Below are 21,456 nucleotides of genomic sequence, written 5' to 3'. Positions count from 1 at the left end.
ACCGGCAGGTCGTTCATGATTGCGTGAGCAAACTGGACTGCGCCGCAGCGATCCCGGATAATGAGTGACGGCTTCGCAGGATGACTGACAGGTCCCTGCCCGGCTGCGCAGCAATGATGGACTCAACGCACATGACACAGGCGGGCGCCTACGGGCAGCGGCTCGGGCAATTCCTACGCCTGAAGGATACGCCGCCGGCGCTGATCACGCGCACGCTGCGCAGCGCCGAACTCGCGGTCACCGAAACCCGGGACGACAACCCGGTGCCCGGGCTGTCCGGATCGCTCACCGCCGAGGATGCCTTTCTCGTCAGCCTGAAGCTGCACGATTATCCGGACTGCGAATTGTGGGAGGGCGGCAAGTGCCTCATGAAGCGGGATATCCCGGCGGGCGCGACCTATCTCTACGATCTCAAACGCGACCCGCGCTACGTGATCGACAAGCCGTTCCACTCGCTGTTCTTCTATCTGCCGCGCTCGGCGCTCACTGATTTCGCCGAACAGACTGGCTCGCCGCGCATCGGCGAACTGGCCTGCGAAATCGGCGCCGGTCACGACGACGGCGTCATTCGCCATGTCGGGGCGCTGCTGCGCGAGGGACTGCGCCGGCCGGACGAGACCAACCAGCTGTTCATCGATCACATGATGCTGGCGCTGACCGCACACGTCACCCGCACCTATGGCGGAATACAACACCCGACCGGACCGAGCCGCGGCGGCCTCGCCGCCTGGCAGATCAACCGCGCCTGCGAAAAGCTCGAGTCCGACCTCAGCGGGAAGATTTCGCTGAAGCAGATCGCGGCCGAGCTCGATCTTTCGGTCGGCCATTTTTCGCGCGCCTTCCGCATCTCCACCGGCCTGCCGCCGCACCAATGGCTGCTTCAGCGGCGCCTGAAGGTGGCCAAGCAGCTGATGGCGGCGCGCGACCTGTCGCTGTGCGAGATCGCGATTTTGGCCGGCTTTGCCAATCAAAGCCACTTCACGCGGGTGTTTTCCGCCGTGGTCGGCGTCAGCCCGGCGGCGTGGCGGCGCGAGATGCATCGCCCTGCGAAAAGCGAGAGCTGAACAGGGCCGCGTTCAACCGGGCGCCGCGGCTCGCACGGCATGCTTGGCATGCCATTTGGGGCCCGGTCCGCGCATGTAGTGCAGCTCGGGCCGGTAGGGATCGCGAATTCGCGCGATCAGATTCTGCAAGCCTGTCGTGATCGCGTTCCAGCTGTCGCGCAGAGGGAGCAATGATGCGTGCGGTGACAGCATGGCGCCCTCTCAGTGCGGCTTGCCGAGCACGGATGCGAAGGACAGGATCACGATCTCCTCGCCGGTCTCGTCGCTGACATGCACGACCCAGTCGCGCCAGTCTTCCAGGCTGACCGTTGCGACCAGCGATCGCATCATGCGCGTCGCCGCCTCGCAGGCCTCCGAGAGGCTGGTCACCGAGGTGCCGCGGCGATCCATCAGCACCCCGTGCGTGGTCGAGCAATGGAAAAAGACCTGGGTCATGTGCGTATCCTCGCAAGCTCCGGACGAGAAGGTCATCTTTGGAGCTCCACGTTTCTTCGACGCGACCATTCGCAAGGCGGTTCACACCGGCGCGGGCCGCGCGGCGGCCTCGCGGAATGGTGATCAAGCTCCAGCATCGCCTCCTCACCAAATCGCGATTTGACAGTTCTTCTATATTTGTCAAAATCGTCAAATGGGACCGAAAACCCGCATCCTCGATGCCACCATGCTGGTGTTCCGCCGGCACGGCTTTCGCCGCTCCTCGATCGAGCAGGTCGCCGAGGCCGCCGGCCTGACGCGGCAGGCGCTCTATCACCACTTCGAATCCAAGGAAGCGCTGTTCCGCGCGGTGATCGAGCGCGTGCATGAGAGCGCGATCGCAGCCGAGGAGACCGCCGTTGCCGCGGCAGAGACCGCGGGCGGCGATCTCGGCGACATCCTCGCAGCGGGCATGACCGCGCGGATGTCGACCATGATCGGGTCGCTGGACGGCTCGCCACATCTCGAGGAATTGTATTCCGAGCACCTCGTGCACGCGCGCGACCTCTACCAGACCTACGCCGCGCGCTATGCGGAGCGCATGGTCGCGACGATCTCGCGGGTCGTGCGCAAGCAGCAGCTCGCGCTGCCGCAGGACCTGACGCCGGCCGAATTCGCGCGGCTGGTCGAGATGGCGATGTACGCAGCGAAGTCGCAGTATCCGGCGATGCAGCCGTCGGACGCGTTTTTGAAGGACATGGCGATCATGGTGCGGACGCTCTGCGCCGGCGCGCTACCGAAATCCAATCCGAAATCGCAGAAGCCGCCCGTCAAGAAGGCGGCAATCCCCAAAAGGCCGACACGCAGGACAAGCGGAGGACATCCATGAGCACGACGACCGTCAATGGCCGCGTCGAATCCCTGCCCGATGATCGCGATGCGCTCTTGATCGACATCGTGCGCGACCAGCTCAAGCTCACCGGCACAAAGCTCGTGTGCGGCGCCGGCGTCTGCGGCGCCTGCACCGTGCTGGTCGACGGCGCGCCGGTCGCAAGCTGCCTGATGCCGGCGTACGCTGCCGCCGGCAAATCGGTGACGACGGTGGAAGCCATCGGCGCGTCCGGGCTGCATCCGGTGCAGAAGGCGTTCATGGCGCATGACGCCCTGCAATGCGGCTTCTGCACGCCCGGCTTCATCGTGGAAGCGACCGCGTTCTGCGACTACTGGCGCGCGACCAGGGGAACGGCGGTGCCGTCGCGCGAGGAGATCGGCGCGGCGCTGTCCGGCCATCTCTGCCGCTGCGGCGCCTATGACGGGATTTTCCGTGCGGTGGCGGATGCCTGTGCCGGCCGCTTCGACGGCGATCATGTGACGGCGCCCCGCATCGAGGCGCGCGACAAGGTGACGGGCGCGGCGAAATACACCGTCGACATCCATCATGACGGCCAGCTCGAAGGCCTGATCCTGCGCTCGCGCGAGGCGCATGCGCGCATCACCACGCTCGATCTCGCGCCGGCGCGCGCGCTCCCCGGCGTTACCGCGGTGTCGCTGCTCGGCGACGACCGGATCGTGCGCTATGTCGGCGAGCCGATTGCCGCGGTCGCCGCAAAGGACCGCAAGAGCGCGCTGGCCGCGCTGGCCGCGATCAGGTTGATCAGCGAACGCCTGCCCGCCGTGGTCGGCCTCGACGCCGGACGCAAGGACGACGCGCCCGTGGTGTTCGACAAGGCGAGCCGCAAGCGGGCCGGCAACGTCTCGGAAGCGGCCGGCGGGCCGGCGCCCTGGAAGCAGAATATCCGCGGTCCGACCGCGGTGTTCTCGACCCGCGCCAAGAAGGCCCGCAACTGGGTGGACGAGGCGCGCCAGGCCAACAACAAGCTGCTCGTCGAAGCGACCTTCCGCACCGCGACGCAGCAGCATGCCTGTCTCGAGCCCCACGCCGCGGTGGCGCGCTTCGACGGCGACCGGCTGACCCTGCACGCCTCGACCCAGCAGGTGTTTCACCTGAAGGAGCAGATCGCCAAGCGCTACAAGCTCGATCACGACAAGGTCCGCGTGATCGCCGACCACGTCGGCGGCGGCTTCGGGTCGAAGGCGAGCCTCGGCACCGAGGCGATCGCCGCGATCGAGCTCGCCCGCGCGGCGAAAGCGCCGGTGCGGGTCGCCTATGATCGCCAGGAAGAACTCTCGGTCGCCGGCTATCGGCCGGCTGCGGAGTTGAAGGTCGCGCTGCTGCCTTCCGACCAGGGCGGCCTGAAGGCGCTCTCGGTCACCGCGCACGCCGATACCGGGGCCGCGACCAACTCGACCATCGCGGGCCTGGCGCGGCTGATCTACCCGGCCGAGGCGAAGGATCTTTCGGATTTCGACGTCATCAGCAATCTGCCGCCCGGCGCCGCCTTCCGCGGCCCCGGCGGTCCGCCGATGGCATTCGCCGTGGAGCAATCGATCGACGAGGCCGCGCTGCGGCTCAACGTCGATCCGATCGCCTTGCGCAAGAAGTGGGATCCCGATCCCAACCGGCAGCGGCTCTACGATTGGGCATCCGGGCTCGAGATCTGGCGCAACCGCAAACCGGCGCAGAACGGGCGCTACCGCCGCGGCATCGGGGTCGCGACGGGCTACTGGCTCTATCTCTGGCAGCCCAAGGTGAAGGTCGAGGTCGCGGTCAAGGGCGGCCGCATCGTTGCCAGCACGGCGACGCAGGACATCGGCACCGGCACCCGCAGCGTGCTTGCTGACGCGATCGCGCGCGAGTTCGATCTCGAACCCGGCGAGATCGAGGTGCGGATCGGCGATTCCTCGCTGCCCGAAGGCCCCGGCTCCGGCGGCAGCCGCGTCACCGCCTCGGTGATGCCGCCGACATTGCTGGCGGTGCGGAAGCTGAAGGCCGCGATGCTCGAACAGGCCACGCGAAAGCCGGCGCCCGGCTCGAACGCGCCCTGGCGCGAGCTGATCGCGCGCTCGCCCGACATCGCGGTGGTGGAGACGCGCGGCGAGGACGGCAAGAACACCGCGCCCGGCATCCGCTCGCCGCTGCGCGAAGTCGGCCTGATGGGCATGGTGTTCGGCTGGATGATGCGCCGCTTCTCGAACATCGCGGTCGGCGCCGGCGTGCCGAGCTCTGTGCAGGTGATCGAGGTCGAGGTCGACACCTGGCTCGGCCATGTCCGCGTGCTCAACGTGCAGACCGGCATCGCGGTCGGCAGGATCGCTTCCCCCGCGCTGGCGCGCAGCCAGGCCTGCGGCGCGGTGATCCAGGGCCTCGGTTACGCGCTCTACGAGGCGCGCGAGCTTGATCCGAAGACCGGCGACGTCCTGACCGCGGGAATGGAGGATTATCGCATCCCTGGGATCGCCGACACGCCGGAGATCGACGTCCATTTCGACGAAGCCGGCTTCGACCATGTGCTCGGCAACAGCGTCGGCATCGGCGAGGCGGCGACGGTGCCGACCTCGGCCGCTGTCGCCAACGCGATCCACAACGCGATCGGCGTCCGCCTCACCGAGATTCCGATCCGGCCCGATCGCATCGTCGCCGCGCTGAAAGGGAGAGATGCCGCATGAGTGTCGCAACTGCAGACGTCATATCCGCGTCCGAATTCCGCGCCGCCGGCACCGACCTGTCGGAACGTCGCCGCAGCGGCCTGTCGTGCGGCGCGATCATCGATCTCGCCGCCAGTCCCGACACGCTCGGTGTTACGTGGAATGCGGACGGCTCGGCCCGCATCGGTGCCCTGACCACGATCGCTGCGATCGCATCCGATCCGCGGCTCGCCGAGGCTTACCCCGGCATCGCCGCCGCCGCGCAGGGCCTCGCCACGCCGCAGATCCGGCACCTGGCAACGCTCGGCGGCAACCTCGCCCAGCGCTCGCGCTGCTGGTATTTCCGCAATCCGCAGATCGCCTGTCTCAAGAAGGGCGGCGCCGACTGTCCGGCGCGATCCGGCAATCACCTCTATCACGTCGCATTCGATCTCGGCCCATGCGTCGCGCCGCATCCGTCGACGATGGCGATGGCGCTGCTCGCCTATGATGCGAAGGTCACCACCGACCGGCGCAGCCAATTGTCGATCTCCGACCTGCTCGGCGACGGCAGCAACGGCGCGGCCGACAATCTGCTTGCACCGGGTGAACGGATCGAGCGGATCGAGCTTCCCGTCCCGCTGGCCGGCGAGCGCGCGCTGTACAAGCGCGCCATCAGCCGGACGCATGCGGAATGGCCGCTGGTCGAGATCTGCGTGCGGGCGGTGATATCCGGCGGCGCGTTCCAGCAGGTCCACATCACCGCTGGCGGCATCGCTCCGGTCCCGCTGCGGCTTACCGCGTCCGCGGCGGCGCTGCAGGGCAAGCAGATTAACGCGGCGACCATCGCGCAGGCCGCCGAACTGGCGACCTCGGGAGCCAGGCCGCTGCCGATGACCGGATACAAGCTCGAGCTGCTGACGGGCCTGGTGCGCGACGTCGTCGAGCGGATCGTGGCGTAGGATCAAGTGCCCATTCGCGGCCCCGAGGCAACGTCGCGTCTGGAATGCAATAGATCCAGGAATTCCTACGCCGGAATGCCGGCCTCACACAGCACGGCCACCATGCGGTCGCCCCATTCGGCGGTCCTGGTCGGAAAATTCTGCCGCGCGTAGGAAGCGCGGAAATCGGGCCGCAGTTTGAGCAGGCGGCCGGCGATGACACGCGCCTCGTCGAGGCGCCCCGAGCCGACTTCGTTCATGATCAACGCGCTGAGCGTGTGTGCGTCTTCGCCGATCACCAGCGCCTTGGCGGCCGCCGCGCGGCCCTGCTCATACTGACCGAGCATGAAATGCGCGAAGCTGATTCCGTTCCACATCGACGCCCGCCCGGGATCGATCGGGCTGAGCTGCAGCCTACGCTCAAAACTCTCGATCGCGCGTGCCGGCTGGACGCACATGAGCGAAATCCAGCCGCGATATCCCCACGCCGCAGCATCGTTCGAATTGAGCGAGATCGCCTCTTCGATCATCGTCTCAGCGCGATCGTAGTCGTGGCCGAGATAAGCAAACATGTGAGCCGCACGCGTCAGCACGAACGGATCGTCGCTGGCCAGCGCGCAGGCGAGTTCGGCGATCCGCAGCGCCTCTGCCAACTCCTCCGCGCCGGGGGGTGTGCCGCGCGTGGTCTGCTTCAGCAGTGACGAATAGGCCAGCATGATCTGAGCGGCCGCATAGCTGGGATCAAGCGCGCAGGCCTTGTTGAACCACTCGCCCAGTTCGGCGTCGCCCCACTTGGAGCGGTCTGCATAGGCCGCAATGCCCCTCAGAAAGAGATCGTAGCTGTCGAGACGGTCAGTCGGCTTGGTTCGGGTTCGTTCGATCTCGCTCTGCTGGATTTTTGGCGCTATAACGCTGACAACATTTGCGGTGACCTGGTCCTGCAGGTCGAACACGTCCTTCAGCTCACCGTCGAACCTGTCTGCCCAGAGATGCGCACCGCTGCCGGCCTCGATCAGTTGCGCGGTGATCCGAACGCGGCCGCTCGACTTACGCACCGAACCTTCGAGCACGTATCGCACACCGAGTTCGCGCCCGACCTGCTTGATGTCGACGGGCTTTCCCTTGTAGGTGAAGCTTGAATTGCGCGCGATCACGAACAACGATCTGAAGCGCGATAGCGCCGTGATGATGTCCTCGACGACGCCGTCGGCAAAGTATTCCTGCTCCGGATCGCCGCTCATATTCTGGAACGGCAGCACCGCGATGGAGGCCTTCTCGGCAAGCGCGGGCGGGGAGGCCGGAGCGGTGAAAGCGGCTTTCGCGACCGTGGCCGCTGCGCAGGCGTCGCCAACGCGAAGCCTCCAAGCACGAATTGGCTCCGCAATATTCTTCAGAAGCTGCGGCCCCAAGTCCTCGAAGGTCGCATCGACCTTGCCGCGAACTTGCCGTTGCGCGTCGTCGGAAATGCAAACGCCACCCGGTTCGGCAATCCCCTCCAGGCGCGCTGCGATGTTGACGCCGTCGCCAAAGATATCGTTGTCATCAAAAATGATGTCGCCGACGTGGATTCCGATTCGGAATTCGAGACGCTGTTCCGTTGGTACGGCAGCATTCTGATCGGCCATTCGACGCTGAACTTCAACGGCGCTGCGCACCGCATCGACGGCGCTGGCGAATTCAACGAGTATTCCGTCGCCGGTCGTTTTGACGACGCGGCCGCGATGCGCAGCCAGCGTCGGATCCAGCAACAATCTCCTGACCGATTTCAGCCTGGCCAGGGTGCCTTCCTCGTCGATTCCCATCAGCCGGCTGTAGCCGGCGACATCCGCCGCCAGAACCGCTGCCAGACGCCGATCCACGCTATCGGTGGTCAAGGCCCTACTCCCAGACGATGGGTAAGCTTTCGTCGCGGATCAAAGCATGGCCGACGGCCTCCGGGCTAGAGCAAACGTCTGCGAAGTTTGCCGACGCCGGGAATCGTGGCCTTGTCGGCGACGATTCTGAGCCTATCGCCCGGCGGCTTCAGCGTGCCCGGGTCAGCGCCAGCCAGATGCCGCCGCCGATCATGAAGCCGCCTGATATGCGCGACATCAGCCGGGTCCGCTCCCTGGAGAAGAACTTGCGGGCGCGGCCGGCCGCCAACGCGTAGGCGGCGTCGGTCAGCACGGCGGTCGCCATGAAGGTGAGGCCGAGCAGCGCCACCTGCGGGACGTGCGGCTTGTCCATGTCCATGAACTGCGGGATGAAGGCGCCGAAGAACACCAGCACCTTCGGGTTCGAGAGCAGCACCAGAAAGCCCTGCAGGAAGAAGCCGCCGCGCGGCGGCGGCGGCGTGTCGTCGGTGCTGACGCCCTCGACCGGCGAGCGGATCAGCTTGAAGCCGAGCCAGACCAGATAGGCGGCACCGGCAAAGCGCACCCAGTCGAACCAGTAGCCCATCGTCGCCATCAGCGAGGTCAGCCCGACCGCGACGGTGCCAATCACGATCGCAAGTCCGACCTGTGCGCCCAGCACGTTGGTGAGCGCGGCGCGCGTGCCGTAGCGCAGCCCGTTGGCGATCACCATCGTGACGATCGGACCGGGCAGCAGCGCCAGCGCGATGCAGGCGGCGACGAAGGCGAAATAGGCTTGCAGGGACATGGGGAGCTCACTGACGGTGAAGCTGAATTATGCACATAGGACAGGCGAAGAGGAAGCGGCTCCTGCTCATCTCTGTCATACCCCGCGAAAGCGGGGTATCCAGTACGCCGCGGCCCATCAGCTAAGCATCAGCGTCTCTGGAACACTGGGTCACCCGCTTTCGCGGGTGACGACACCATTTTCGCATGCGAGAGACGGGTTCCTCAATGTCCCTCCATTGCCGTAATCATCCATGCTCTGATCTCTCGCGACTCCAGAAACTTCAACGTCGCCCGCTGCACCCCTGCGGCATCTCCCCTGCCCTGCGCCGCGACCGCCATCAGGTCGCAGCGATGCGACACCGCGATGCCGATCGCAGTGTGCTTCTCCTCGGGCATCTCGAGATCATAGACCCTGATCCGCCCCGGCATGTCGGCGACAGCAACGACATCGCCCGCCTTCAGCGGCGCAAAGCGCGGGCTGATCATGTCGACGTCGGCAACGCGGTCGACCTCGTCGTCATCGGCGACGCCGCTGTCGCAATTGCAGAAGCCGAGTTTCGGCCTGAGATAAACCTCGACGTCACCGCACTCCGCCGCGCCGCAGCGGAAGGCGCGGCCAGCGGGCCAACCGTCGCGCGGGAACGGCCAGCCGATTTCACGCCACGCGGCCGCGCCCGCCGGCGCCATCTCGTAGCCGGCGACGGCGGAGAGCCCGCCGAGCGCCAGGAACATCGCCGCGATGACCGGCCATGAGCGCATCATCGCGCGCTCACGGCAGACCGGCGATGGCGCGCGCCGCGCCGGTCAGTTCGAGGATGTGGAGGCCGGTGTTGGCGCGGTCGACCGCATAGATGTAGCCGCGCTCGTCGGTCTCGACATTGTTGGTCTGGATCGCGTACCTTGCAGCGGTCCTTGCCGTCGATCGTGACGCAGCGCTTGTCGGTCGCCGCCGTGATGGAGGGAATGAAGTAGCCCACTTCCTTCGGGTGGTAGGGATCGCGGATGTCGAGCGCGCGGACGCCGGCGTTGAAGAAGGCGATGAAGGCTAGCTTCTTGTAGTAGACCGGCGCCATGCTCTCGTTCGACGAATGCGAGCCGAACCGGCCGCCGCGCTCGCAGAACGTGCCGGAGGCCTCGGGCACCGTGTAGCTCGAGATCAGCATCGGCCGCGCCTCGGTGGTGACGTCGGCGAACCACACCATCTGCCGCGCCTCACCGCATTCGTTCTGGATCGCCTCGTCGACGATCATCACGATGTCCCGGCTCTTGCCGTCCTTGTCATGGGCGAATTCGGCGATAGGCATGCCGGGCATCGGAAACACCGTATGCGCGCCGTTCATCGCCGACAGCGGCATCCGCGCGATCTCCGGGAATTTCAGATTGTCCGGCGTCGGCTGCTTCGGCCCGTTCAACAGCTTGTCGCGATCGACAATCTGCAGGAAGCCGCCCTTGTTGGTGCCGTAGCCGAAATAGACGCGATTGCCCTGCGGCCCGGTCGAGATCGGCCCGTGCAGTTCGGTCGGCACCGCGCCGGTCGCACCCGGCTCCTGCCCGGGCAGGCCGAAATCCCTGATCTTCTTTGGCTGCGCGGGATCGGAGAGATCATAGACCTGCGTCATGCGCCGCGTGCGCCAGTCCGGCGCGCCCGACACCAGGAAGGCGATGCCGGTGCCGCATTCCCAAAAACTCTTGTGCGTGTCCTTCAGCCCGCCGATCCGGGTGACCAGCACCGGATTGGCGGGATCGGCGACGTTCCAGATTTCATGCGCCTCGCTGCCGAAGGTGCGCAGCATGTAGACCGCGCTGCGATCGCCCTTCGGCAGATCCTTGCCGTCGCAGATCCGCACCATCTGCGCGCCGCCGGATTCATACTTGCCTTCCTGTCCGGGAATGTGCCGCAGATATCTCGGATGTGCGGGATCGGTGACGTCGACGATCGAGGTGCCGTTCGGCTCGGCCTTGCCGGTCGTCGGGTTGACGGGATCGGGAATGTCGTCGGTGCCGCCGTGATGGCCGATATAGGCGATCCATTTGTCGCCCTGATGATGAATGGTCGGCTGATAGGCGCTGCGGGCCTGCAAATCGCTGGTTCCAACCAGCCTCATGTTGGAGGCTTCGGGCGGGTCGCCGATCTTCTGCTGGGCGCTCGCACCATTCGCGAACAGGACAAGAAAGAACGTGCAGCAAACTGCCGTAACGCGACCGCCCATGCGCACCACCCAATGTTCCACACCAATCTGCGTTGGCTGCCGCCAAGGCTAGCACGGCGCTGCCGGCCTCCAAACACACGCTCTTGACATGCAACCATTTGGTTGCCTATTATCCGGCCCATGGATGAAGTCTTCAAAGCCCTCGCGGATGCCTCACGGCGAACGCTGCTTGACCGGCTTCACGATCAGAACGGGCAGACGCTCGGTGAGCTCTGCGACGGCCTCGACATGACGCGTCAGGCCGTCACCAAGCACCTTGTGATTCTCGAGGAGGCCAACCTCGTCACCACGATCAAGCATGGCCGCGAGAAGCTGCACTATCTCAACCCGGTTCCGATCCATCAGATCGGCGAGCGGTGGATCAGGAAGTTCGAGCGCGGGAAACTCGCCGCGCTGAGCGAGTTGAAAAGACAATTGGAGAAGCGTGATGAGTAAACCGGACTACGTCTACGTCACCTATATCGAGACCACCGCCGACAAGCTGTGGCACGCGTTGACATCGAGCGAATTCACCGAACGCTTCTGGTTCGGCTATCGCGTCAGCTCCGACTGGAAGATCGGCTCCCCCTACCACCTCACCAAGGACGGCCGCCGCAGCGTGCAGGGCGAGGTGCTGATCGCCGATCCCTCGAAAAAGCTCGCCTACAGCTGGGATGTGGTGAAGGAAGGCGTCGAGCGCGAACAGGTCTCGCGCGTGACCTTCGACATCGAACCCCACGGCGGAGTGGTCAAGCTGACCGTGACGCATGATAATCTGGGTCCGAAGACGCTGCGCGACATCTCCGGCGGCTGGCCGATGGTGATCGCAAGCCTGAAGAGCTTCCTCGAGACCGGGCGCGAACTGCCGGCCGACCTGCTCACCAGCAGCGCCAGGGAGGCCTACCATGCCTAAGCCCGAATTCGCCTACGTCACCTACATCGAGACCACCCCGGACAAGCTGTGGGACGCGCTGACCAAGAGCACGTTCACGCGGCAATACTGGTTCGACACCGAGCTGCAATCGGACTGGAAGGTCGGCTCGCCGCTCGCGCTGGTGATGGGCGGCAAGACAACCGACACCGGCGAGATTCTCGAGGCCGACCGGCCGCGGCGCCTCGCCTACACCTTCAAGCACGTGCTCGACGAGGACATGCGCAAGGAGCCGGCAACCAAGGTGGTCTTCACGCTCGAAGCCCATGGCAAGATCGTGAAGCTGACCGTGACCCACGAGGGCTTCGGCGCGGGCAGCAAGCTGCTCGACGGCATTTCCAAGGGCTGGCCGGCGATCCTGTCGGGGCTCAAGAGCCTGCTTGAGACCGGCAAGGCGGTCACGATCCCGCCGGCCGCGCTCGGCATCGACGGCTTCGAATGACAATGAAAATCTATCGACGGGTGCGGACGGACATGAACATCGAGAAATTCAAACCGGCGATCGTCTACGCGATCTACATCGCCGCCACGCCCGAGAAGGTGTGGCAGGCTTTGACCACTGCCGAACTCAGCCGGCAGTATTTCTCCGGCAACGCGGTCGAGGTCGATCTTCGCCTCGGCGGAGCCTACGTCGTGCGCACGCCGGACGGCGTGCTGCACATCTCCGGCGAGGTGATCGAGTGCGATCCCCTCAAGCGGCTGACCGTGACCTTCAACGTCAACTGGCCGCAGCTGGTCGAAAAGCTCGGACCGACGCTCGTCACCTGGGAGATCGAGCCGGCCGGCGACGGCGTGAAGCTGACGCTGCTGCAATCGCATGACCGTCCGATCAGCGACGACATCCTGTCGGGCGGCCGCACCGGCTGGCCGGCGATCCTCTCCAGCCTGAAGAGCCTCGTGGAGACCGGCAAGGCCATGGTGATCCCGATGCAGCCGCCAGCGCGCATGATGGCCGCGCTGAAGGAATTGGGAATCCCGATGCCGTAAACATATCCCACCGTCGTCCCGGCGAAAGCCGGGACCCATAACCACCGCTTTGCGTGTGGGCCTCGCGCGGCCACAGCGTCGCACAACAACCTTACCCTATGGTTATGGGTCCCGGGTCGCGCTGCGCTTGCCCGGGACGACGGTGGAGAAAACTACCCCAGCGCCCTCAACTCGCGCCGCAGCACCTTGCCCGTCGCCGTCATCGGCAGGCTGTCGGCGAACTGCACGAAGCGCGGATATTCGTGGGCGGCGAGCTGGACCTTGACGAATTCCTGGATCTCGCGCGCCAGCGCATCGCCCGGCGCGTAGCCCGGCCGCAGCACGATCCAGGCCTTGATCGATTCGGTGCGGATCGGATCGGGGATGCCGACCACCGCCGACATCGCGACCGCCGGATGCTTCATCAGCGTGTGCTCGATCTCGGACGGGCCGACCCGATAGCCGGCCGTGGTGATGACATCATCCTCGCGGCTGACGTACCAGAAATAGCCGTCCTCGTCCTGCACGCCGAGATCGCCGGTCAGCAGGAATTCGCCGGCATATTTCTTCGCGGTCGCTTCCGGATTGCGCCAGTACTCGATCATGGTGCAGGGGCACGGCTGGCGCACGCCGATGATGCCGCGCTGGCCCCGCGGCAGCTCCTCGCCCTTCTCGTTGACGATGCGGACGTCGAAGCCGGGCGTGGCGCGGCCCATCGAGCCCGGACGGATCGGAAACAGGTTGGAATTGCTGCCGATCACGAGATTGCATTCGGTCTGCCCGAACACCTCATGGGCGTCGATGCCGAAGGTGTCGCGCACCCAGTCGAGCAATTCGCCGCCGAGCGACTCGCCGCCGGTAAAGATGCTGCGCAGCCTGACGCCGGAGTTCTTCACATCGGCCTGCCGCATCAGCTTCAGCGCGGTCGGCGGCAGGAACACGTTGCGGATGCCGAGCTCGGCCATCATCTGCATCGCCGCCTGCGGCTCGAACTTGCGGGCGCGGTGCCCGACCATCGGAATGCCGTGGTACCAGAATGCGAACAGGCCGTTGATCAGGCCGCCGATCCAGGCCCAGTCGGCCGGCGTCCACATCAGGTCGCCCGACCGTGGCAGGAAGTTGTGGCACATCTCGACATTGGGCAGATGGCCGAGCACGACGCGATGCGCATGCAGCGCGCCCTTCGGATTGCCCGTGGTGCCTGACGTGTAGATGATCAGCGCGGGATCGTCGGCCGAGGTGTCGACGGTCGCAAACTCAGGCGACGCCAACTTGATCGCGCTCCAGAACGGTTTCGTCCCCGCCGGCGTCTTTTCGCCGACGATATAGACGTTCTTCAGCTCGGGCAGACGATCGCGGATTTTCGCGATCTTCTCCCAGCCAGCCTCATCGGTGATCACAGCCTTGGCCGCAGAATTCGACAGGCGGAATTCGAGCGCGTCCTCGCCGAACAGCGCGAACAGCGGGATTGAGATCATCGCGGCGCGAAACGCCGCGAGATGCGCGACCGGCAGTTCGAGCGATTGCGACAGGAACACCGCGACACGGTCGCCGCGCACCAGGCCGTCGGCGGTCAGCACATTGGCGAAGCGACGCGAGGCGTCCGCCACCTCGTCAAACGAGGTTCGCGTGGTGCCGCCATCCTCGTCGACATAGACCAGCGCGAGCCGCCCGGTGCCGTCGGCATGGCGGTCGCAGCACGCGGTCGCCATGTTGAAGCGCGCGGGAACGTCCCAGCGGAAGTTGCGATAGAGCTCGTCGTAGGTAGCGGCTTCCTTGAGCATGGTGTGTGTTGCTTCCGTCCCTCGTCATGGCCGGGCATTCCCCTGCCATCCGCGTTTTGCTGTGGCAGATTGTAAAGACGTCGATGCCCGGGACAAGCCCGGGCTGACGAAGAATGTGATGCCCGGATGAAGAATGCGCAGCCCGGATGGAGCCGACGGGTCGCGCGAACGCGCGCCCGATGAGAGGCTCCGCGCAATCCGGGGTTCTCATCGAGTGGACAGACTCACCCGGATTTCGCTTCGCTCCATCCGGGTTACGAACATCCTTGAGGAGAAAGCGGTCAGGCGGCCGCCCGCTCCATTGCCACCTCGGCCTTGAGGCTATCGAGGTCGCGATAGATCGATGCGACCGCGAGCACGCGCCCGGCGCGCTTGTAGCGCAGCACGCAATCCCTGCCGACGATGCTGCCATCCACCGCGATCTCGTCCCACTGCTCAGCATGGCCGACATAGTTGATCGGCACGTCGTAGTGCTGGCTCCAGAAGAACGGCACCGCGTCGAACACCTCGCGCTGCCCGAGCATATTCCGCGCGGCGGTCTGGCCCTGGCGCTCCGCCACCACCCAGTGCTCGACCCGGATCGTCTCGCCGCTGTGCGGATCGGGCCAGCGCGCGATATCGCCGGCCGCGTAGATGCCGGGAGCGCTGGTTTCGAGATAGGCGTCGACCTTCACGCCGCGATCGATCGCGAGCCCGGCCGCTTCCGCCAGCGCCAGCCGCGGCTTCACGCCGACACCGACCACGACGAGATCGGCCTCGAGCACGGGCCCGCTCTTCAGGTGCGCACGCTTGGCCTCGATCGCGGTCACGGTGTCGCCGAGGTGGAACACGACGCCATGCTCTTCGTGCAGCGCGCGGACGAAATCGCCCATCTCAGGCCCGAGCACGCGCTCCATCGGCCGCTGTTCCAACCCGACCACGTGCACCTCGATCTGGCGCGCGCGCAACGAGGCCGCCACCTCGAGGCCGATGAAGCTTGCACCGATCACAACCGCGCGGCGCGCTCCGCTGGCCGAGGCGATGATCGCCCGGCAATCGTCGACGGTGCGCAACACATGAACGTGGGGCTGGTCCGCGCCCGGGATCGGCAGCCGCACCGGCTCCGCGCCGGTCGCCAGCAGCAGCCGGTCATACGGAATCGTTTCGCCGCCGGCGAGCACGACATTGCGGCGGCCGGTATCGATCGACTTGACCTCGGTCCTGAGTCTCAGATCGATCGCCGCGTCACGATAGAAATCGTCCGGCTTCAGCGGCAGCCAGTCTTCCGGCGCGCTCCCGGCGAGGAAATCCTTGGACAGGTTCGGCCGATCCACCGGCGGCGTGGCCTCGCCGCTCAGCATGACGATGCTGCCGCGATAGTCCTGCCGCCGCAGCATCTCGGCGGCGGCAAACCCTGCCCCGCCGCCGCCGACAATCACGATGCTGCCGGGCGCATCGACCGGACCCTTGACGCGGAATTTCGGCTGCGCGCGCTTCTCGCGCACGATGATGCGATCACCGTCGCGCTCGACCTTCCAGACCGCGAGCGCGTTGAAGGCGGGCGCGGCGGTCGCTTCACCGGTGCGAATATCGAAACAGGCATGATGCCACGGGCAATGGACGGTCTCGCCCTCAAGGAGGCCTTCGGCGAGCGGGCCGTGGTAATGGCTGCAATGCGCGTCGATGGCGAAGATGTCCGTCGCCGAACGCACCAGCAGCACGTCCTCGTCGCCGACATGGCCGAGCAGCATCGCGCCCGGGAAGTCGGAGAGTGCCACGCCCTGTGTCAGATCCGGACCGGAAGGAGCTTGCTGATCGGCCATATCGTTCCTCCATTGCCCTGTGACGCTCTAAACCGCTATCCCGAGAAATTCCTGGCGGGTTAGCGCATTGTCGCGAAAGCAACCCAGCATGCGGCTGGTCACGAGATCGCTATCCGGCTTGTGCACGCCACGGGTCGTCATGCAGTGATGCGACGCCTTGATGATGACGCCCACGCCCTGAGGCTTCAAGACGTCGTTGATGGTGTTGGCGATCTGCGCCGTCATCTTCTCCTGGATCTGCAAGCGCCTTGCATAGATGTCGACCACCCGTGCGAGCTTGCTGATGCCGACCACGCGGCCGTTCGGGATGTAGGCAACCCAGGCCTGACCAACGATCGGCGCCATGTGATGCTCGCAATGGCTCTCGAAGCGGATGCCCCGCAGGGCAATCATTTCGTCGTAGCCTTCGATCTCCTCGAAGGTCTTTTCCAGGATCTCCGCGGGACGTTGGTCGTATCCCGCAAAGAACTCCTCGAACGAACGCGTCACGCGCGCCGGAGTTTCAAGCAGACCATCCCGCTCGGGATCGTCACCGGTCCAGCGGATGATGGTGCGGACTGCGGCCTCGACTTCGGCCCGGGTCGGCTTGTCGGATTCGGTTTGAGCGGCTCTTGCACGATCCAGCGCATGCACAATCGGGTTCATCGGGGCCTTTCCTTTGCGGCGTCATCACGAGATCATGCCCGTCAGATGCTCCGTCAGCAGAAAGGTTCCCGCAATTCGGCCCGCGGCACATTGCGCCGCAAGCCACCCGGGACGAACGGCTAGCCCGTCAGCGCCGCCTTGACCAGGCCGCTGGCCTTGCCGAAATCCATCTGGCCGGCGTATTTCGCCTTCAGCGCGCCGATCACCTTGCCCATGTCCTTGATGCCGGCTGCGTTGGTCTCGGCGATGATCGCCGAGATCGCGGCCTTCACGTCGTCATCGGACATCTGCTTCGGCAGGTACGCCGAGATCACGGCGATCTCCTCGCGCTCCTGGGCCGCGAGCTCGGCGCGGCCGCCCTTGTCGTAGAGCTCGACCGACTCCTGGCGCTGCTTGATCATCTTCTGCAGCAGGCCGAGCAGGTCGGCATCGGAGAGTGGCGGCTTGCCCTGCCCGCGCGCGTCGATGTCGGCGTTCTTGATGGTCGAATTAACCATGCGCAGCGTGGAGAGCTTGCGCTCGTCCTTCGCCTTCATCGCTTCCTTGACCGCAGTATTGATGTCGTCGCGCAGCATTTCGTTGTCCTTGAACCAGCAATCCCCTCATCTAGGCAGTTTGCACCGGCAGAACAACCTAGTTCCTCAGCCATTCGACCAGCGCATCGGCGCAGGCTCGCGGCTGTTCCAGCTGCGGCAGGTGACCGCAATTGGCCAGCACCACGAGCCTGGCACCGGGAATGCCGTTGGCCATCTCGTCCGACAGCGAATTCGGAACGGTGTTGTCGGTATCCGACGTCAGCACCAGTGTCGGGCACTTGATCCAGGCCATGCTCGGCCGCGAATCCGGCCGGCTGAGCACCGCGTTTTGCTGGCGGATGAAGGCCTCGGCGCCGACGTCCTCGCTCATGTCGTCGACGATCTGGCGCAAACTTGCATCGCCCTGCCGCGACGGGTGCACGAAGCCCGGAAACAGCTCGTCGACCACGCTGCGATATTGGCCGCTTCTGGCACGCTCGATCATGCCGCGGCGGCGTGCGGTCGCTTCCGGCGTGTCGGCCCGCGCCTGGGTGCTCATCAGCGCCAGCTTCGCAACCCGCTCCGGCGCCTGCCGCATGATCTCGAAGGCGATGTAGCCGCCCATCGAGTGCCCGGCGAGCGCAAAGCGCGGCGGCGCCTCGGCCAGGATCCGGCGGGCGATCGCCCCCATATTGTCGTCCCTGACATGGTTGGCGACCGTCACCGGCCCGCATCGCCACAGCGCCGGGATGACCGGGGCGAAAATCCGCGGCGAGCAGATGAGGCCCGGGACGAGCAGGATCGGCATCGTATTATCCATGCGGGAGCTCCGGACGGGTCATTTTCGGCAAGCAAACGGCCGTTACAAGGAACTTTAGATTAAAAGGCCGTTCCGGCCTGTCAAATCGGGGGACATTGCCGTGTGAATCCGCGCCCTTTCGCTTTGACGCCGCAGGGTGTGGCGACTATTTAAAGGGCTCATGACAACCCCCGAAAACGCTCCCGCCTGGCCGGACCACAAACCGACCGCGCTCCTTGTGCTCGCCGATGGTACCGTGCTGGAAGGCTTCGGTCTCGGCGCGGAAGGCCACGCCGTCGGCGAGGTCTGCTTCAACACCGCGATGACCGGCTATGAGGAGATCCTCACCGATCCGTCCTATGCCGGCCAGATCATCACCTTCACCTTCCCGCATATCGGCAATGTCGGTACCAACGAGGAAGACATCGAGACGGTGAACATGGCGGCGACGCCCGGCGCGCGCGGCGTGATCCTGCGCTCGGCGATCACGGATCCCTCGAATTACCGCGCCACCCGCCATCTCGACCTGTGGTTGAAGACGCGCGGCATCATCGGCCTCTCCGGCATCGACACCCGCGCGCTGACCGCGCTGATCCGCTCCAAGGGCATGCCCAATGCGGTGATCGCGCACGCCAGGAACGGCGAGTTCGACCTGCACGGCCTGAAGGAAGAGGCCCGCGAATGGCCCGGCCTCGAGGGCATGGACCTGGTGCCGATGGTCACCTCGGGCCAGCGCTTCACCTGGGATGAGACGCCCTGGGCGTGGGGCAACGGTTTCGGCCGGCAGACCGCGCCGGAATTCAACGTGGTCGCGATCGACTACGGCATCAAGCGCAACATCCTGCGCCTGCTCGCCGGCGTCGGCGCCAAGGTGACCGTGGTGCCGGCGACGACCGCCGCCGAGGACATCCTGGCGATGAAGCCGGACGGCGTGTTCCTGTCGAACGGCCCCGGCGATCCCGCCGCGACCGGCAAATATGCCGTGCCCGTCATCCAGAAGGTGATCGCTTCGGGGACGCCGACCTTCGGCATCTGCCTCGGCCACCAGATGCTTGGCCTTGCCGTCGGGGCCAAGACCATGAAGATGCATCAGGGCCATCACGGCGCCAACCATCCGGTCAAGGACGAGACCACCGGCAAGGTCGAGATCACCTCGATGAACCACGGCTTTGCCGTGGACCAGGCGACGCTGCCGAAAGGTGCGACCCAGACCCATATCTCGCTGTTCGACGGCTCCAATTGCGGCATCGCGCTCGAGGGCAAGCCGGTGTTCTCGGTGCAGTACCACCCGGAAGCCTCGCCCGGCCCGCGCGACTCGCACTACCTGTTCCAGCGCTTTGCCGATCTGATGCGGAAGAACAAGCGCGCGGCCTAGACCGCATTCGTCATTGCGAGGATCGAAGCGACGAAGCAATCCATCCATCCCCGCGTTGAGCGATGGATTGCTTCGCTCCGCTCGCAATGACGGAGATTTTTTCCAATGACCGACAGCGCGCCCCCGAAGCCCCTCTACGGCGTCTCCTCGATGGCGGTGATGGCCTCGATGCCGGGGCTCGACTTCGTGCGCGGCATCTTCGCCCGAACCCTGCCGGAGCCGCCGATCATGGAGAATGTCGAGCCGTTCGACTGCTCCGCCGAGATCGGCCATGTGGTGATCCATAGCATCCCGGGCCTGCGCCACTACAACCCGATCGGCTCGGTGCATGGCGGCTACGCTGCGATCCTGCTGGATTCCGCGATGGGGCTTGCGGTGCAGACCACGCTGCCGCAGGGCTTTGGCTATACCACGCTGGAGTTCAAGATCTCCTTCGTCCGCGGCATGAGCCAGGACACCGGCAAAATCCGCACCGAGGGTCATGTGCTCAACGCCGGGCGCCGTGTTGCGACCGCGGAAGCGCGGATTACCGACGACAAGGGCAAGCTGCTCGCGCACGCCACCACGACCTGCCTGGTGTTCGAGCTGCCCAAGACGACCTGAGGGCAATCGCGTCTTGGCGCCAGATCTTGGCGCCAGATCTTGGCGCATTGGAGCCATGACGAAGCGCGCTGGATCGCGGCCTGCGCTCTGTGATTGAGTTTCCCTGTCCGAGATCAAGCAAACATGATCCGGCCTGGAAAGGGAACGCCGATGATTTCAGCCCATTCAGACATGACCATCCGCGACATCCGCGTGACGATGCTGCGGCTGCCCTGGGCCGACGATCCCTGGCTGAAAGGCGCGGCGCTCGGCGCAACGCGCGACATTCTGATCTGCGACGTCGAGACGTCCGGCGGTGTCACCGGCATGGGCTATCTGTTCGTGTTCAAGCCGGCGATGAAGTCGATCGCGGCCTGTCTCGACGAGTGCATCATCCCGCGCGTCATCGGCAAGGACGCCACCGCGATCGAGGCGATCTGGCGCGATCTGTGGACGGCGACGATGACCTATGGCCGTGGCGGCATCGCCGCGATGGCGATGTCGGCGCTCGACATCGCGCTGTGGGACGCGGTGGGGAAACGCGCCGGCCTGCCGCTGCACCGGCTGTGGGGGCACTATCGCTCGGAAATCCCGATCTATGGTTCCGGCTGCTTCCGCGGCGCCGGCGGCGACGGAATGATCGAGAAAGCGCTGCATTTCGTGAAGCAGGGCTACAAGGCGATCAAGATGCAGGTCGCGCATGTTCACACGCCCGCGCAGGACCTCGACAATGTGCGCCGCATGCGCGAGGCGCTCGGGCCCGACATCGACATCATGATCGACGTCAACATGGGCTGGAGCGCCGATGTCGCCATCGAGATGGGACGCAAGTTCGAGAAGTACGACATCTACTGGCTCGAGGAGCCGGTGCCTGCCGATGACTTCGCCGGCTACCAGCGCATCGCGGCGGCGCTGGACTTGCGCGTCGTCGGCGGCGAGACGCATTTCACGCGCTACGATCTGCGGCCGTTCTTTCTCAATCCCTGCCTGCCGATCCTGCAACCCGACCCGATGCGCGGCGGCATGACCGACCTGCGCAAGATCGCGGCGCTCGCGGACACGTTCGGCATCACCATCGCGCCGCATCTGTTTCCCGAGCTCAATGTGCACCTCTTGGCTTCGATTCCGAACGGCATCTGGTGCGAGAACATGGCACTGATCGACGATCTCTGGGTCGACCCGCCCGAGATCGCCAACGGCATGGTCACCGCGCCGGAGCGGCCCGGGCACGGGCTCAGGTTCAAGGAAGACGTGTTGAAGTTCAAGATCTAGCTGGAACGGTTTGCGGACCGACGGTTTGTTG

General features: G+C 65.5%; 21 protein-coding genes and 2 pseudogenes. 11 read left to right on the top strand and 12 right to left on the bottom strand.

Annotated features, from left to right (window positions below):
* The first annotated feature begins 131 nt into the window (after positions 1–131).
* Positions 132–1,064: a helix-turn-helix domain-containing protein gene (locus tag ACVWYP_RS12375; RefSeq protein ID WP_304498828.1), complete on the top strand. Its 933-nt coding sequence runs from the start codon at positions 132–134 to the stop codon at positions 1,062–1,064.
* Between the two features lie 12 nt (positions 1,065–1,076).
* On the opposite strand, the gene ACVWYP_RS12370 is transcribed toward ACVWYP_RS12375, so the two are convergent.
* Complete coding sequence (locus tag ACVWYP_RS12370) at positions 1,077–1,256, bottom strand: hypothetical protein (RefSeq protein WP_304498827.1); 180 nt, start codon at positions 1,254–1,256, stop codon at positions 1,077–1,079.
* Positions 1,257–1,265: 9 nt separating this feature from the next.
* Positions 1,266–1,499: a DUF6894 family protein gene (locus ACVWYP_RS12365; protein ID WP_304498826.1), complete on the bottom strand. Its 234-nt coding sequence runs from the start codon at positions 1,497–1,499 to the stop codon at positions 1,266–1,268.
* A gap of 193 nt (positions 1,500–1,692) precedes the next feature.
* Here ACVWYP_RS12365 and ACVWYP_RS12360 point away from each other — a divergent pair, with 193 nt between their 5' ends.
* From ACVWYP_RS12360 to ACVWYP_RS12350, 3 genes are read left to right on the top strand one after another with little or no spacing between them, the layout of a single operon-like run.
* Positions 1,693–2,367 carry a TetR/AcrR family transcriptional regulator gene (locus tag ACVWYP_RS12360; RefSeq protein WP_304498825.1) on the top strand — a complete coding sequence of 225 codons (675 nt, stop codon included), beginning with the start codon at positions 1,693–1,695 and terminating at the stop codon, positions 2,365–2,367.
* Positions 2,364–5,045, top strand: a complete 2,682-nt coding sequence (locus tag ACVWYP_RS12355) for a molybdopterin-dependent oxidoreductase (RefSeq protein WP_304498824.1) — start codon at positions 2,364–2,366, stop codon at positions 5,043–5,045. The genes ACVWYP_RS12360 and ACVWYP_RS12355 overlap by 4 nt, the downstream gene beginning before the upstream one ends.
* Positions 5,042–5,965 (top strand): FAD binding domain-containing protein, encoded by a 924-nt coding sequence (locus tag ACVWYP_RS12350; protein ID WP_304498823.1) that lies wholly within the window; start codon positions 5,042–5,044, stop codon positions 5,963–5,965. Before ACVWYP_RS12355 ends, ACVWYP_RS12350 begins: the two co-directional genes overlap by 4 nt.
* A 65-nt stretch (positions 5,966–6,030) precedes the next feature.
* Here the strand turns inward: ACVWYP_RS12350 and ACVWYP_RS12345 are convergent, their stop codons facing one another.
* The 5 genes and pseudogenes from ACVWYP_RS12345 to ACVWYP_RS12325 form a co-directional block, all read right to left on the bottom strand.
* The gene (locus tag ACVWYP_RS12345; protein WP_456684319.1) at positions 6,031–7,185 is read right to left on the bottom strand and encodes a tetratricopeptide repeat protein; all 1,155 of its coding nucleotides are present in this window, start codon (positions 7,183–7,185) and stop codon (positions 6,031–6,033) included.
* Between the two features lie 210 nt (positions 7,186–7,395).
* Positions 7,396–7,746: pseudogene (locus ACVWYP_RS12340) on the bottom strand (adenylate/guanylate cyclase domain-containing protein); the annotation flags it as partial.
* Positions 7,747–7,966: 220 nt separating this feature from the next.
* On the bottom strand, positions 7,967–8,584 hold the full coding sequence (locus ACVWYP_RS12335; protein WP_018269825.1) for a LysE family translocator: 618 nt from the start codon (positions 8,582–8,584) through the stop codon (positions 7,967–7,969).
* 203 nt (positions 8,585–8,787) lie between these two features.
* Positions 8,788–9,327: a hypothetical protein gene (locus tag ACVWYP_RS12330; protein WP_304498822.1), complete on the bottom strand. Its 540-nt coding sequence runs from the start codon at positions 9,325–9,327 to the stop codon at positions 8,788–8,790.
* Positions 9,328–9,334: 7 nt separating this feature from the next.
* Positions 9,335–10,775, bottom strand: a pseudogene (locus ACVWYP_RS12325) (LVIVD repeat-containing protein).
* Between the two features lie 120 nt (positions 10,776–10,895).
* On the opposite strand from ACVWYP_RS12325, the gene ACVWYP_RS12320 reads away from it, so the two are divergent.
* Genes ACVWYP_RS12320 through ACVWYP_RS12305 form a run of 4 tightly spaced genes read left to right on the top strand, consistent with a single transcriptional unit; the run spans position 10,896 to position 12,672 of the window.
* Positions 10,896–11,210: an ArsR/SmtB family transcription factor gene (locus ACVWYP_RS12320; RefSeq protein ID WP_028343393.1), complete on the top strand. Its 315-nt coding sequence runs from the start codon at positions 10,896–10,898 to the stop codon at positions 11,208–11,210.
* Positions 11,203–11,667 carry an SRPBCC family protein gene (locus ACVWYP_RS12315; protein ID WP_304498820.1) on the top strand — a complete coding sequence of 155 codons (465 nt, stop codon included), beginning with the start codon at positions 11,203–11,205 and terminating at the stop codon, positions 11,665–11,667. The genes ACVWYP_RS12320 and ACVWYP_RS12315 overlap by 8 nt, the downstream gene beginning before the upstream one ends.
* A complete protein-coding gene (locus tag ACVWYP_RS12310) occupies positions 11,660–12,127 on the top strand; it encodes an SRPBCC family protein (protein ID WP_304498819.1) in 468 nt (155 codons plus the stop codon). Before ACVWYP_RS12315 ends, ACVWYP_RS12310 begins: the two co-directional genes overlap by 8 nt.
* 32 nt (positions 12,128–12,159) lie before the next feature.
* A complete protein-coding gene (locus ACVWYP_RS12305; RefSeq protein ID WP_304498818.1) occupies positions 12,160–12,672 on the top strand; it encodes an SRPBCC family protein in 513 nt (170 codons plus the stop codon).
* Between the two features lie 152 nt (positions 12,673–12,824).
* On the opposite strand, the gene ACVWYP_RS12300 is transcribed toward ACVWYP_RS12305, so the two are convergent.
* From ACVWYP_RS12300 to ACVWYP_RS12280, 5 genes are all read right to left on the bottom strand, one after another.
* On the bottom strand, positions 12,825–14,435 hold the full coding sequence (locus ACVWYP_RS12300; protein ID WP_304498817.1) for an acyl-CoA synthetase: 1,611 nt from the start codon (positions 14,433–14,435) through the stop codon (positions 12,825–12,827).
* 281 nt (positions 14,436–14,716) lie between these two features.
* Positions 14,717–16,237 (bottom strand): FAD-dependent oxidoreductase, encoded by a 1,521-nt coding sequence (locus ACVWYP_RS12295; RefSeq protein WP_304498816.1) that lies wholly within the window; start codon positions 16,235–16,237, stop codon positions 14,717–14,719.
* 27 nt (positions 16,238–16,264) lie between these two features.
* The gene (gene folE / locus ACVWYP_RS12290) at positions 16,265–16,882 is read right to left on the bottom strand and encodes a GTP cyclohydrolase I FolE (RefSeq protein ID WP_304498815.1); all 618 of its coding nucleotides are present in this window, start codon (positions 16,880–16,882) and stop codon (positions 16,265–16,267) included.
* 119 nt (positions 16,883–17,001) lie between these two features.
* On the bottom strand, positions 17,002–17,457 hold the full coding sequence (locus tag ACVWYP_RS12285; RefSeq protein ID WP_028344077.1) for a GatB/YqeY domain-containing protein: 456 nt from the start codon (positions 17,455–17,457) through the stop codon (positions 17,002–17,004).
* Positions 17,458–17,515: 58 nt separating this feature from the next.
* Entirely contained in the window at positions 17,516–18,217 is a 702-nt protein-coding gene (locus ACVWYP_RS12280; protein WP_304498814.1) for an alpha/beta fold hydrolase, read from the bottom strand.
* Between the two features lie 160 nt (positions 18,218–18,377).
* On the opposite strand from ACVWYP_RS12280, the gene carA reads away from it, so the two are divergent.
* From carA to ACVWYP_RS12265, 3 genes are all read left to right on the top strand, one after another.
* Entirely contained in the window at positions 18,378–19,571 is a 1,194-nt protein-coding gene (gene carA, locus ACVWYP_RS12275; RefSeq protein ID WP_304498813.1) for a glutamine-hydrolyzing carbamoyl-phosphate synthase small subunit, read from the top strand.
* A 105-nt stretch (positions 19,572–19,676) separates the two neighbouring features.
* A complete protein-coding gene (locus ACVWYP_RS12270) occupies positions 19,677–20,174 on the top strand; it encodes a PaaI family thioesterase (protein WP_304498812.1) in 498 nt (165 codons plus the stop codon).
* Between the two features lie 150 nt (positions 20,175–20,324).
* On the top strand, positions 20,325–21,425 hold the full coding sequence (locus ACVWYP_RS12265; RefSeq protein ID WP_304498811.1) for a mandelate racemase/muconate lactonizing enzyme family protein: 1,101 nt from the start codon (positions 20,325–20,327) through the stop codon (positions 21,423–21,425).
* The last annotated feature ends 31 nt before the right edge of the window (positions 21,426–21,456 follow it).

Source organism: Bradyrhizobium sp. USDA 3262 (assembly GCF_054060035.1).
Note: the sequence above shows the minus strand (reverse complement) of the source record. Positions and strands in the feature narration are given on the sequence as shown.